Source organism: Verrucomicrobiota bacterium (assembly GCA_039027815.1).
Taxonomy (GTDB): domain Bacteria; phylum Verrucomicrobiota; class Verrucomicrobiia; order Verrucomicrobiales; family JBCCJK01; genus JBCCJK01.
The window spans coordinates 232,675-245,473 of the sequence record JBCCJK010000001.1 but is presented as its reverse complement, the minus strand read 5'-3'; the positions used below and the strand labels follow the sequence as shown (position 1 = coordinate 245,473).

The 12,799-nt window shown below is 58.9% G+C and carries 12 protein-coding genes and 1 tRNA gene; 5 read left to right on the top strand and 8 right to left on the bottom strand.

Going from position 1 to position 12,799, the window contains the following annotated elements; genetic code table 11:
- Complete coding sequence (locus tag AAF555_01090; protein MEM6910153.1) at positions 1–612, bottom strand: hypothetical protein; 612 nt, start codon at positions 610–612, stop codon at positions 1–3.
- A 119-nt stretch (positions 613–731) separates the two neighbouring features.
- Here AAF555_01090 and AAF555_01085 point away from each other — a divergent pair, with 119 nt between their 5' ends.
- Entirely contained in the window at positions 732–1,220 is a 489-nt protein-coding gene (locus AAF555_01085; GenBank protein ID MEM6910152.1) for a hypothetical protein, read from the top strand.
- Here the strand turns inward: AAF555_01085 and AAF555_01080 are convergent.
- From AAF555_01080 to AAF555_01060, 5 genes are all read right to left on the bottom strand, one after another.
- Positions 1,215–2,546 carry a dicarboxylate/amino acid:cation symporter gene (locus AAF555_01080; protein MEM6910151.1) on the bottom strand — a complete coding sequence of 444 codons (1,332 nt, stop codon included), beginning with the start codon at positions 2,544–2,546 and terminating at the stop codon, positions 1,215–1,217. The genes AAF555_01085 and AAF555_01080 overlap by 6 nt on opposite strands.
- Positions 2,547–2,629: 83 nt before the next feature.
- On the bottom strand, positions 2,630–3,673 hold the full coding sequence (locus tag AAF555_01075) for a hypothetical protein (protein MEM6910150.1): 1,044 nt from the start codon (positions 3,671–3,673) through the stop codon (positions 2,630–2,632).
- Positions 3,674–3,965: 292 nt separating this feature from the next.
- Positions 3,966–4,040 (bottom strand) — tRNA-Gln (locus AAF555_01070).
- Positions 4,041–4,146: 106 nt separating this feature from the next.
- Positions 4,147–4,725, bottom strand: a complete 579-nt coding sequence (locus tag AAF555_01065) for a DNA-3-methyladenine glycosylase (GenBank protein ID MEM6910149.1) — start codon at positions 4,723–4,725, stop codon at positions 4,147–4,149.
- Between the two features lie 11 nt (positions 4,726–4,736).
- Entirely contained in the window at positions 4,737–5,483 is a 747-nt protein-coding gene (locus AAF555_01060; protein ID MEM6910148.1) for a Nif3-like dinuclear metal center hexameric protein, read from the bottom strand.
- 92 nt (positions 5,484–5,575) lie between these two features.
- On the opposite strand from AAF555_01060, the gene ychF reads away from it, so the two are divergent.
- From ychF to AAF555_01040, 4 genes are read left to right on the top strand one after another with little or no spacing between them, the layout of a single operon-like run.
- Positions 5,576–6,691 (top strand): redox-regulated ATPase YchF, encoded by a 1,116-nt coding sequence (ychF, locus tag AAF555_01055; protein MEM6910147.1) that lies wholly within the window; start codon positions 5,576–5,578, stop codon positions 6,689–6,691.
- A 4-nt stretch (positions 6,692–6,695) separates the two neighbouring features.
- A complete protein-coding gene (locus AAF555_01050; GenBank protein ID MEM6910146.1) occupies positions 6,696–8,180 on the top strand; it encodes a trypsin-like peptidase domain-containing protein in 1,485 nt (494 codons plus the stop codon).
- A 1-nt stretch (position 8,181) separates the two neighbouring features.
- On the top strand, positions 8,182–9,696 hold the full coding sequence (locus tag AAF555_01045) for a PDZ domain-containing protein (protein ID MEM6910145.1): 1,515 nt from the start codon (positions 8,182–8,184) through the stop codon (positions 9,694–9,696).
- 4 nt (positions 9,697–9,700) lie between these two features.
- Positions 9,701–10,366 carry an HAD family phosphatase gene (locus AAF555_01040; GenBank protein ID MEM6910144.1) on the top strand — a complete coding sequence of 222 codons (666 nt, stop codon included), beginning with the start codon at positions 9,701–9,703 and terminating at the stop codon, positions 10,364–10,366.
- Between the two features lie 223 nt (positions 10,367–10,589).
- On the opposite strand, the gene AAF555_01035 is transcribed toward AAF555_01040, so the two are convergent.
- Positions 10,590–11,816, bottom strand: a complete 1,227-nt coding sequence (locus AAF555_01035; protein MEM6910143.1) for a PQQ-binding-like beta-propeller repeat protein — start codon at positions 11,814–11,816, stop codon at positions 10,590–10,592.
- A gap of 34 nt (positions 11,817–11,850) precedes the next feature.
- Complete coding sequence (locus AAF555_01030; protein ID MEM6910142.1) at positions 11,851–12,798, bottom strand: type I phosphomannose isomerase catalytic subunit; 948 nt, start codon at positions 12,796–12,798, stop codon at positions 11,851–11,853.
- Between the last annotated feature and the right edge of the window lies 1 nt (position 12,799).

Genomic DNA, 12,799 nt, shown 5'->3' with positions numbered 1-12,799 from the left:
TCAAGCAGGCTCTTTGTAAACCAGTCGAGAGCGCTCCTGCGCATCGAAGAGGGAGTCTTGCAGGGTGGTGGTGAGGGAGAGAAAATACTGCTTCAGGAAGTCGCCCGCCGAGTGGGCCGGGCTTTTGTTAGCCTGTTCGAGGAGGGCGCGGAGCTTGGCGTCGGTCAGGATGGGATCGAGTTGGTAGCCGACGGTGAGGGAGGCGCGTCGTCCTCGGCGATCATAGACCAGAAGGACGGTCCGCTGGCGTTTCTCTTTTTCTTTCGCTTCTTTGTCGCTTGGGAGCGGCGCACTATTGATGAGCCAAAAGCCAAATTCCCTCGGGTCCGCTTCTTGCGGGAGCGAGACGAGTGCGTGACAAAAAGCCAGTCCCGAAAAAGTGCGCTCCAAGCCTTCGACCCGACGGTTCAAGGCGGCGCGCACTTTGGGCACCAGCTGGCTTTCGGGATCGATGAAGCGCTCGAGCGCGGGGGGCTCAAAAGGGAAACGGGTTTGGCTTTGCTCGAAGGTGAAGTCGCAGAAGCGACAAGTCTCGTGCAAGTCGCGCAGAGATTGCAAACAGCGCGGGCACTGCGGAAGCTCATGCGTGAAAACGGAGGCGTGATAAGGCATAGCCGTTGCAGAAACAATAGAGATTATGGCCAAGGGAAGAAAGTCTTTTCTTGGGAGGGGCGGGAGGGGGCAATCGGGGCTTGGCGTTGTCTCCCAAGTGGGCCATTCTTGCCGCTGTCATGGAATCCCACGAAGTTTTTCGCGAACTCCTCAAGCACTCCAGCGCCAAGGCAATTGCCGCGGATTTGGGGGTGTCTCTCTCGCTTGTTTACAAGTGGAGTGAAGAGCCTTCTTCGGAAGGAGCGGGCAGCGGCAGCCGCAATCCGCTCGATCGGATCGCCGGAATCATCGAGACCACCCAGAGCTTGGCAGTCTTGCAATGGCTCTGCCAACGGGCGGGTGGCTACTTTGTCCACAACCCGGCAGCCCTTTCCTGCGGGGAAGAGGCGGTCATGCCGGCTACCAATGAAATCGTGCAGCAATTCGCGGATTTGCTGAATGAGATTTCGGCGGCCGCGGCCGACAACGACATTGATGAAAAAGAGGCGACCCGCATCCGCCAAGTCTGGGAGCTGCTCAAGTCGTATGGCGAGGGCTTTGTGCGGGCCTGCGAAGAAGGGGACTTTTCTCGCATTCGCGAAGCCGAAGCGGGACGCCAAGCCTCATAAGGAAGGGGCGGGGGCCTGACTCAGCACGTCCTCTCCTTCGGATTTTGCCACTGTTACGGCGCAGCAGGAATCGCCGAAGACATTGACGGCGGTTCGCGACATATCCAGCAGCCGGTCGACCGCCAGAAGAGCGATGACGGCGTTCTCGGCCCCGGGCACTTGGGAGTTTTTGAGGATGAGAAGGATGGCGACCAAGCTGGCCGAAGGAATGCCGGCCACGCCGATACTGGTGAGAAGAGCGGCCACCACAATGATGAATTGTTCACCGAAGCCAGTGGCCACGCCCATGACCTGCGCCACGAAGATGACGGCCACGCATTCATAGAGGGCGGTTCCATCCATATTGACAGTCGCTCCGAGAGGCAGGGTGAAGCTCGAAGTCCTCCGGGAAACCCCTGCGTTCTCTTGGATGCAGCGCATCGTGACGGGCAAGGTGGCGGAGGAGGAGGCGGTCGAGAAAGCCAGCAGGAGCGCTTCTCGCATGGCTTGGAAATGCCTCCAAGGATTGACCCGCGCCACGAACCTTAGGATCAGTGGCATGGTGATCCCCAAATGGAAGCCGAGGGCCAGCAGCACGGTGAAGAAGTACTTTCCGAGTGAAACGAAAAGCTCGGCCCCGGTGTCGTGAATGACGGGAACGATGAGCGCGAAGACGCCGAGGGGAGCCAAGGCCATGATCCAACGGGTCACCACGATCATGACCTCATTGCCCGCCACGAAGAAGTCCCGCAGGGTGGCCATTTTTTCCAAAGGCAGGCGGGTCATGGCGATGGCGAAAAGCAGGGAGAAAACGATCAATCCCAAGAGCTGGCCATTGTCGGTGGCGGCTTCAAAAATGTTCGGAGGGAACATCTTTTTGAAGATATCGAAGTAGTCGGTCGCCTCCCGCTCGTTCGCGGCCGCCACCTTGGCCTGCTGGGAGGCGGAGGCTTCGGCGGCTCCTTTTTCGAAGGCTCGTTGGATGGTGGCGGAAGGCTGCCCATTTTCCAAGCCGGGCTCGAAGAGATTGACGAGAGTCAGCCCTACGAGAATGGCCAACAGGCTGCTGAGCGCGTAGAATCCGAAGGTTTTGAGTCCCAGGCGACCAAAGCCCTCGACCCCATGAAGCCCCGCAATGCCGGCCACAACCGAAGTCACCACCAAGGGCACGATGATCATCTTGAGGGCCTGGATGAACAGGCCACCAACGAAGGCCAAGGTCGCCAGCAAGCCGGAGGCGAAGCTGCCTTCGACGGGCTCGGGTGCCACCGCTCGCAGGAGGAGCGCAAGGAGCAACCCTGCTCCCAGGGCGAGGAGGATCTGCCAATGGGGCTTCAGTCGAAACATGTCAGAGGAGATAAACCCAACTGAAGTGTTTTGAACCGATTTTTAGGCCAACTTCGAAATGACTGCCCAAGAAGAGAGAAGGATCACTCGCCGTGTCGGTAGACAACCTTCGCTCGCCCGTTTTTTTCCACGATACTGAACATGCCCTTTCCGGCCTTAGCGAGGGCCAGCAGACCGTCCTCAGCGCCTGGTTCGATGAGGGCGGTGGCATTGACGGTGATGCCGCGGCGGGAGGCGTAGCGGGCCAGCTCAATGGCCTCGTCACTGCTGGACTTGCGGACAGCTCCATCGGTCATGAAGAAAATGGTGTCGGGTCGCGGGTCCATTTCGATGGCCGCTTTGAGTGGTTTCACCCAATCGGTTCCGAGAACCATGTCGGCACTGCGGACATAAGAAGTGGTTTTGGAAATGTTGGCCCGGGTGGCTTGGCTCCATTCGAAAGGCACTTTCTTTTTGGTGTATTCCCCGTTGCTGTAAGGATACTTTTCGCCATTGAAAGTGACGGCCGCTTTTCCGTTCAAGCCCTTTTCACTGTCGGGGAGATCAGCTCCAGCCGGCCAATAGGGGCCAGCGAAACAAATCAGGATAAAATTTTTGTTTTCCTCCAGCTTGCGGAGCGACTTGGTGAGTTCGTCCCGCATGAGATCGACTCGGCCTTTTTGATTCATCGACTTCGAAAAATCGACGACGTAGGCGATATTGTTCCCCTTCGACTGAGTCCCGAAAAAGGTCGGTCCCACTCCGCCACTGGAAGCCGGGGCAAAGCCGTTTCCGAAAGAAGGTGGAGCCCCGAAGTCCATGGTGGGGTTGTTGATGGGGACCGGAGAAGTCGCCACCGTAAAACTGGTGGGACTGGGCGTGGTCAGCGTGAAGCTGGTGGTGGTGGTAGCCGGTGTGGAGGCCTGTTGTCTGGTTTTTTGCTGCGGCTGGTCCTCCGGGGTGTCGCTGATGCTGGGTGCGCCCACCACGGAGATGGTAGGAATCTTCTTCTCAAAAGTCGCAATGACCCAGAGCATGAGGACGGCCGCGATCGCGCCCATGAAAAGGAGGGTCGTGAAAATCGCCGCGATGGTGGCCTTGCGGTCTTCGGCGGCCTTGAGCTGGTCGGGGGCGGGAGCGAATTCCATGGGGTCGTTTTGGGGGAGGGGATTGGGGGGGAGGGGGTTGGACGGCTCTCCGCGGTGGCATGGTGCCGGCGGAGGCAAGGAGGTGTGGGGATTAAGAAAGAAAGCGAGGCCGCGCAATCAAATGATTTTGACGTTTCGACTTCTGCTAGCTTTGCAGCATACCAATCGAAATCCGATTCGGTCAAGCCGAATTCGCGCTGCGGAGAGTCTCCTTGGTAGAGCCAAAAATCGGTTTGGGCGAAACGGGGAGAGCGGGGGGAGGGCGGAGAAAGCGGCTTTTTCTTGGGAGAGATGGCTGGCCCACTAGGACTCGAACCTAGAATGACTGAACCAAAATCAGCTGTGTTACCGATTACACCATGGGCCAAAGAAGCGCTCTCCGAGCGGTTAGGACGGTAGCGAAAAAGGAACTTTCTGCAACTACTTCTTGCTACCTCGATTGATACGAGGGCCCTCCTCCTGAGAGCTTGGTATCAAGAAACTTTTCCCGTGAGCGGGACGCTCAGGTGTTCGCTTTCTGGTAAGAGGAAACGCCAAGGGAAATCGACCGCCTTCGAGATGCCGATGCGAAGATCCCGCGCCACCGGGCCGAGCGACCTGCCATCGTCTCTCAGATGGAGGGCCTGGCCTCGGCCCCAGAGAGTTTGTTCGTGTTGGTCCGGACCGATGGCGAGTGCCTGGCCGATCTTGCCCGGTCCCGAGCAGAGATCCCGCAAGCGAAGCTTGTTGCGGCGCTCTTGCATGAGTTGCACGCCTGCGACCGGCTCCAAGGCCCGCACGAGCACCAAGCCATCGCCGCTTGGATACTTGGTGAAGAGATTGAAAAGCCAATGGACTCCATAATTGAGGTAGACATAGCTGGTGCCAGCCGGGTGGCGCGCTACGAACTGGCGGGCTTTTTTCTGGTGAGCCGTGTGGCAAGCGGGATCGCCTTCCACCGCGTAGGCTTCTGTCTCGACCACTCGGCCAACCGTCGTTCCGTGAACGAGGAGCTTCCCCAGCAAGTCTTCGGCAACCTCCAGAACCGGACGCTCATAGAAGGAGCGAGACAAGAGCCTGCCCTTCACAGCCCAGTGGGGTGATCTAAGAAGGTCCATTCCAGCGAAAAGTGCTCACTCCACCACTGGGCGAGCGCTTTCACTCCAAAGGTCTCGGTGGCGTAGTGGCCAGCATAAATGAGATTGACCCCCAGCTCCTCGGCCAAGGGGTGGCTCCAGTGGGGGCCTTCCCCGGTCACAAAGGTGTCCACGCCTTGCTCGGCCACCGCCCCGACTTCGCTCCCGGCACCGCCGGTCATGAGGCCCAGCTCGCGAACCTGAGAGGGTCCTCCTGGGGCGAGATGAGGGCGGGCGCCGGTGACCTCCGTGAGCCTTTCGAGGAGATCGCTCAACGCGAGTTCGGTCGAACCCCGCAAGCCCAGGGGAAGGCCTTTCCAAGGAAAAAAAGGCTGTGCTTTCGAAAGTCCGAGGGCCTGCCAGAGCTGGGCGTTGTTGCCGAGGGTTGGATGCACGTCCAGAGGCAAGTGGGCGCTGTAGATGGCGAGATCATGATCGATCGCTAGACGCAGTTTTTCCAAGCTGGCCCCAGTGTGCGGCTGCAAGCCCTGCCAGAAAAGTCCGTGGTGCACCACGAGAAGATTCGCTTGGCAGGCCACGGCTTTTTTGATGACGGGGAGGGAAGCGTCCACGGCGGCCGCGATTTTGTGGACCTCCCCCCGATTCTCCAGCTGCAGTCCATTGAGGGCGTGGGGATAATCTTGGATCTCGCTCAGGCGGAGCTCTTGGTCGGCGGCGGCAGCCAGATCGGACATCGAGGCCATAGAGCACTCTTGGGAGGCAAGCGAGGGCCTGGCGAGGATTTTTTTGGGACACGCTCACGAAGTGCGCTAGGGTCGCCGCCATTATGTTGCAGGCAGGGATCGTGGGGCTTCCGAATGTTGGGAAATCGACTCTTTTCAACGCGGTCACGCGCACCCACAACGCCGAGGCCGCCAACTACCCTTTCTGCACCATCGATCCCAATGTCGGGACGGTCCTGGTGCCGGATGCGCGTCTCGACTGGCTGGGCCGAATGAGCCAGAGCGAAAAAGTGCTGCCGACCGCCATCGAGTTCGTGGACATCGCCGGTTTGGTCCGAGGCGCCAGCGAGGGAGCGGGACTGGGCAATCAATTTTTGGCCAACATTCGCGAGGTGGACGCGATTGTGCAGGTGGTCCGCTGCTTTGAAAATGGCGATATCATTCATGAATTGGGCTCGGTCGACCCTGTTCGGGATATCGAAATCATCAACGCGGAGCTGATCCTGGCCGACATCGCGGCCTTGGAAAAACGCCTCTCCAGTCGAAAGAAGAAAGCCAAGGGAGGAGGCAAGGATGCCCTGGCCGAAGTGGCCTTGATGGAAAAAGTGCTTCCTCACTTGAACGAGGGAAAACCAGCGGTCACAGCCGAGCTGAGCCAGGAGGAATGGAAGCTCCTCAAGAGCTTTCAACTGCTTTCCGCCAAGCCCACCCTCTTCGCCTGCAATGTGGCTGAAGAGGAAATCGCGGGAGCGCTGGCAGCTCCCGACCAGCACCCTTGGGTGGCCAAGGTCCGAGAGTATGTCCAAAGCGCGCAGGAGGCGGAGGCGGTCGTGATTTCAGCGCGCATTGAGGAGGAGCTGATGGAGTTGGAAGCCGAGGAGGCGCAAGAGTTCTTGGCGGACATGGGGGTCTCTGGCAGTGGAGTGGGAGACTTGATCCAAGCGGTCTACAATCTTTTGGGTTTGCGCACTTACCTCACAACGGGCCCGAAGGAGACCCGTGCCTGGACCATCCGGGCGGGCGACAAAGCGCCCGCGGCGGCCGGCGTCATCCACACGGACTTTGAACGCGGCTTCATCGCGGCGGCGGTCGTCAGCTACCAAGATTTGGTGGCGTCCGGTTCCGAAGCCAAAGCGAAAGAGGCCGGGAAGCTTCGCTCCGAGGGCAAGGAGTATGAAGTCCAAGACGGAGACGTCATCGAGTTCCGCTTCAATGTTTGATTTCATGAGCAAAGTTCCCCTTTTCCTTTTTTCTTTGAGTGGGGCCGCCCTGGCGGCCGAGGCGCAGCAGCCGGACCAACTGGTGCAAAGCCCGGCCCCATACGCCAACGTCATCCGCATCCAAAACGCTTCCCAAACCTGGGACTACGGGACCCCCTGGAATGCGGGTCGCTTCGGTCGCAACGGCGGCACCGGTTGGAAGGTGGGGCCCAACCAATTTGTGACCAACGCGCACGTGGTCAGCGCCAGCAAGCAGTTGGTGGTCTTCCGCTATGGCGATCCCACGCCCTACGCAGCCACCATTGAGCACATTGCGCACGATTGTGACTTGGCCCTCTTATCACTCGAGGATGCGGGGGCTTTCGCGGACATCGCCCCCTTAGAAATCGGCGATGTCCCGGCTCTTGAGAGCGAGGTCCGAGTCATTGGCTACCCCGTGGGAGGGCAACGGATTTCCGTGACCCGAGGGGTGGTCTCCCGGATCGACTTCAGCACCTACAGTCACAGCGGGATCGACCAGCATCTCGTGGTGCAGGTGGATGCCGCCATCAATCCCGGGAACAGTGGGGGACCGGTCCTCCAAGATGGCAAAGTGGTGGGCGTGGCCTTCCAAGGGCTCCGCTCGGCCGACAACACGGGTTACATCATCCCGACTCCAGTCCTGAAGCGCTTCCTGGCCGACATCGAAGACGGCTCTTATGACTATTATGTCGAGCTGGGCATCTCCGAATTTGCCCTCCTCAATCCAGCCCAGCGCCAAGTGCTCAATCTGCCCAACAATCGCCAAGGCGTTCTCGTGACCTCGGTGGCGAAAGGGGCCTCGGCCTACCCGGAAATCCAAGAGGGCGATGTTCTCCTCTACATCGATGGCTTTGAAATCTCCGCGGGCGGAAAAATTTCGCTCGATGGAGAAAAGGTCAATTTCAATGAAGTGGTGGAGCGGAAGTTCGAGGGGGATACCGTCACCATCGGGTTCCTTCGCAACGGCCAGCCCATGAGTGAGGACATCACCCTTCATCCGTTTAAGGAAATTGATTTCCTGAAGGTCAAGTATGAGGAGCGGCCTCGCTATGTCCTCTTCGCGGGCCTCCTCTTCCAGCCCCTGGAACGAAATCTCTACACCGCCTACTCCTTTCGAAACCAGGCTATTCGAAAAATCTTCGCGGACTACATCGGGGAGGAGCTTTACAACGAGTATCAAGACGTGGTCATTCTGACCAAGGTTTTGCCGGATGCCCTGACCTCCGAAATTGCCGGTTTCGCGGAATCGATTGTGGAAGAAATCAATGACCAGCCCGTCCGCTCTTTGACCGATGTCTATCTCGCCTTGAACCAGGCCATGGTGGACGGACAGCTGGACGAGTTTGTGAAGATCAAAGTGCGCGACAGCGGAAGGCCCATCATTCTCCGCTCAGCTGAAATCCAAGCGGCCCATGAGCGGGTCATGGCGCAATATGGCATACCAGTGGAGGCGCGGCTTTCCGAGTAGCATGAACCATTCATCACTTCCGTTTTCTCTCTTCCTTCTTTTGCTGGTGGGCCTGGGTGGCTGCCAGCAAGCGCCGGAGGCGGCTGTTCCCGAGACTGAAGCGGCCGAGTCCATGTTGGTCCCGGACGAATCCCTCGTCCGGGTCTTTGTGACCACCCAGCCCCACAATTTCCGCCAACCTTGGCAAAAAGCCGAGGCCAGACGCAGCCAAGCCGTGGGAGCTGTGGTGGCCGGGGAGCGGGTGTTGGTGACCGGAAATCTGGTAGCGGATGCCACCTTTATCGAGATCGAACCGCCCGAAGGAGGCAGCAAAGTCATCATGGAGGTGGAAGAAGTGGACTACGAAGCCAACCTCGCGGTCCTCAGGCCGCAGGGAGAGGCGGGGTTTCTGGCGGACTGCCGGCCGCTGGAAATCGAGGGCGCTGCTCGCAAAGGGGACCCGCTCAGCATCTGGCAGATTGAGGACAATGGGGATCTTTTCCCGGTCGATGGAACCATCACCAAGGTTTCGATGGATACCTACTTCCTACCCGGCAGCTTTTTCTTGGTCTATGAGGTCAAGGCAGCCTTTGCCAATAAGACGGGCTCGCTCACGGTCCCCGTCCTGAAGGATGGCAAATTGGCTGGGATTCTTCTTGGTTACAGCGCTCAAAATGAGACGGCTACCGTCCTGCCCGCCTCCATGATCGACCGCTTTCTGACGGCGCTGGATGAAGGGGGATTTCCTGGTATTCCCACCATTGGTATCACCTATTCGCGGACCGAAGATCCGCAGTTCCGCACCTACCTCGGTTTGAGGGAAGAGGTGGGAGGAGTTTTTGTGAGCAATATCGTGAAGGATAGTGTGGCTGATCTCAGTGGTTTGGCGGTCGGCGATGTCATTGTGCAGATCGATGAGCATCCCATCGATAAGCGAGGCTTCTATGACCACCCCGAATACGGCCGTCTCCAATTCAGCCATTGGGGCCGGGAGGTCAGGGGGGTCGGCGATACCTTGATTCTGAAAATTGTCCGAGATGGGGAGTTGATGGAAAAAGAGGTCGAGCTGACACGGAAGGAACCCGAGGAATACCTCATTGATCCTTATGTGTTTGATCGCGGTCCGCGATTTCTCATGTTGGGAGGAGCGCTCTTTCAGGAGCTGACGAGGAATTACCTCGTGAGCTTTGGGAAGGACTGGCGGGACGATGCGCCCTTTGACTTGCTTTATGCCCTATCCAATCCCGACGAGTTTGAGGAAGGGCGCGAAAAACTCGTCTTCCTCTCTTACGTCATTCCGACACCGGCCACCGTCGGCTATGAAGGACTCAATAGCCTCATCGTGACCAAGGTGAATGGCCAGACGATCGCCTCCCTCGCCACCATGAAGGAGGCGCTCGCGCAGCCGATAAACGGGATTCATACCATCGAGTTCGAGGACTCCCCCAACGCCATTCACTTGGACGCTGCCCTCGTCGAACGGATCAACCAAGCGCTCCAACAACAAGGAGTCTCGCCTTTGGAACGGGTGGAGTGAACTGATGGAACGGAGTCGCCTTGGAATCGTCTTCGATTGGGATGGGGTGGTCATCGACTCCCATCGACAGCACGAAGAGAGCTTTGAAATGTTGGCGGCGGAGCTGGAGCGGCCTTGGGAGCCAGCGTTTTTCAAACGGGTCTTCGGGGTGCGGAACAATGAACTCTTTCCCCACCTTCTCCATTGGGCCGAAGCGGGGGACCAGGAACGAATCCAATGGCTCAGCGACCGGAAGGAGGCACTCTATCGCGAACTGGTCGTCCGGGATGGGATCGAGCCGCTCGCGGGAGTGTGCGCCTTCCTCGATGAATTGGAGCAGGCGGGAATTCCCACTTCGGTCGGCACGTCCACGCCCCGAAAAAATTACGAAGTGATCGTGGAAGTGTTGGGCTTGCGAGGACAGTTTCACCAGGTCACGGCGGCGGAGGATGTGACGAAAGGAAAGCCCGCTCCCGATGTTTTCTTGAAAGCGGCCGAAAAGATTGATCGCTTGCCTGGAAATTGTGTGGTGATCGAAGATTCCCACGCCGGTTTGGAAGCTGGGAGAGCTGCTGGCATGAAGACGGTCGCGGTGGCGACCACTCACCCTCTCGCGAGTCTTCAGGCAGACCTGGTGGTGCCCGATATGACCCACGTGAGCTTATCGGCCATCGAGGCGCTTTTTTCCTAATACCAAGCTGCAGAATTGGCTGGTAGAATGGCCGAGTGGATTTCGGGCCAGACCAAGGCGCGACGAGGGCGCGGTGCAGGCACCGTAACCGAGGAGCAACGCAGGGCTGGCTCCAAAGACACCGGCTCTCCCTTCCCCGCGCTTCAGCGCCTCTTCCCCACTCTACCTCCCCTCCATTCTACCAGTGAATTTTGGAGGTTGGTATAAGGGCGGCTGGAGGAACTTACTCTCCCAAACAGTAGAGAAACTCCTCCCGATGGCCCCGGTTTTTGAAAGCCACCCGGAGAAACAACTCGTCTTCCAGGGCGACCGGGCTGGCGTAGGCTTGGTCTCCCAACTGATTTTCGGCGACCTTTTCAAAGCCATCGCTGCTCGCGCGGAAGACCACCGTGGTCCCGCCCAGAAGGCTGGCGTAGATCAAATCGCCCACCAAAAGGGGAGAGGCTTTGATACCGCCTCTTCCGAGGCGTTCCTTCCACATCAGTTCCCCATCGGATGCCCGCCAACAGAAGGCGGTGCTTTGTTCATCAATGCCATAAATGAATCCGCCGACCGACAGCATAGACTGCTCGTAGCATTTGACCGGTGTGCTCCAGACCACCTGGCCTCGGCCGGTCGCTTTCACTCCCAGCGTTTCCTTGGCGGGAAACCCTCCGCTGGCAAACACCATGTCCTCCCACCAGACGGCGGTCCCGCAGGCCACTTCCAGCTTGGACGGGACCTCCCAGAGCGTGCGGCCGTTGGAGGGGTCATAGCTGGAGACTTTTCCCGTGCCTGAGATGAGGAGTTGGTCGCGCCCCGCCACCTTGGCTACCACCGGGGTGGCCCAGTTGGATCGGCCCGGGCGAGCGGTTTTCCATCGCTCGGCCCCATTCTGGCTATCGATTCCGATGAGGAAGCCATTGTTTTCACTCTCGACCGCCACGATCAAAAGATCGCCGTAGAGGGCAGGGGTGGAGCCAAATCCAAACCTCGGTTTGGTGGCATAGCGTCCAAGGGATTTCGACCAAACGATCTCTCCGTCAGGATCGACCGCGGTCACGTGAATCTGTTTTTGATTCTCAAAGACGACCAGGATGTTTTTTCCGTCCCAGCGAGCGGTGCTGGAGGCGAAGCTGTTTTCTCGGTGGATCCCTTCGGCCAAGCCCCCTTGATGAATGAGGGTGTTCCAGACCAGCTCCCCGCTTTCTCGATCATAAGCCAGGAGCGACTGGGTTTCGGCCTCCTCATCGCCGGTCGGGAGATAGATGCGATTTCCCACAAAGATGGGAGTGGCGTGGCCCTTGCCGGGAAGGGCCGCCTTCCAGCGGACGTTCTTTCGCTCCGACCATTCGGTCACGGGAGAAGCGCCTTGAGGAGCGTGGTTGTCGCCCTGGGGTCCACGCCAGCCTGGCCAATCGGAGGCGAGAGCCGAGGTGGCGAAAAGGAGAAGCAAGATGGGGATTCGCATAGGGGAGAATAGCTCTTTTCTGAAAAGGATGCAATCATTCAGGAATGGTGGTCCGGAGGACTTCGGCGGACTCGCTGGTCGCCGTCACTACCAAATCGGCCGTGGCAGGAATGATGAAGAAATCGCCCATCTCAAAGTGGTGACCGCCACAGCTGACCTGTCCTGTGACCACTGCAAAGATGGCGAAGCGGTGGGCAAGGGCCTTGCCGATGCCCTCTCCGCCGCTCAGGGCCAGCTTTTCCACCCGGAAATACTCGCACTCGGCCAGGACGCTGCCCTGGGGGGAGTCCATGGTGGGTTCCACATCCTGAAAATCAATGCATTGGAGGCTTTCTTCGATGTGGAGTTGGCGCGGCTGGCCATCGAGGCCGATGCGGTTCCAATCGAAGACCCGGTAAGTGGTATCGCTATTCTGTTGGATTTCGAAGATGAGAAAGCCCGCCCCAATGGCATGCAAACGGCCTGAAGGAATGAAGATGGATTGGCCGGCCTGGGCCGGAATGGCGTGGACTTCGCTTTCCGTGGTGCCCGCTTCGATGCTGTCTTGGAAGCTGGAGCGGGTGGCGTCCTGATCCAAGCCCACGTAGAGATGAGCCTCCGGCTCGGCCTTCACGATGTACCACATTTCGGTTTTGGGCTCGCCCCCAAGCTGAGGAGCCACTGCCTGGGGGGGGTGGACTTGAATGGAGAGGCGATCCCGGCAGTCGAGGATCTTCACGAGCAGCGGAAAACGCTCGCTGTCAGGCAGGCCCTTGCCAAAGACCTCTTCTCGATGCTGGCTCCACAGCTCGTGGAGCGATTTGCCGGCCAAGGGGCCATCGCGAACGACACTCTGCTCATCGGCTCGATCGACAATTTCCCACGACTCGCCATAGGGCTTTCCGTCCTGGGGGAGGGGACGGCGGTAGAGCGACTCCAAGGTGCGCCCCCCCCAGACGCGTTGGTGATAGAGGGGCACAAGTCGAAGGGGAGAAGCGATCATA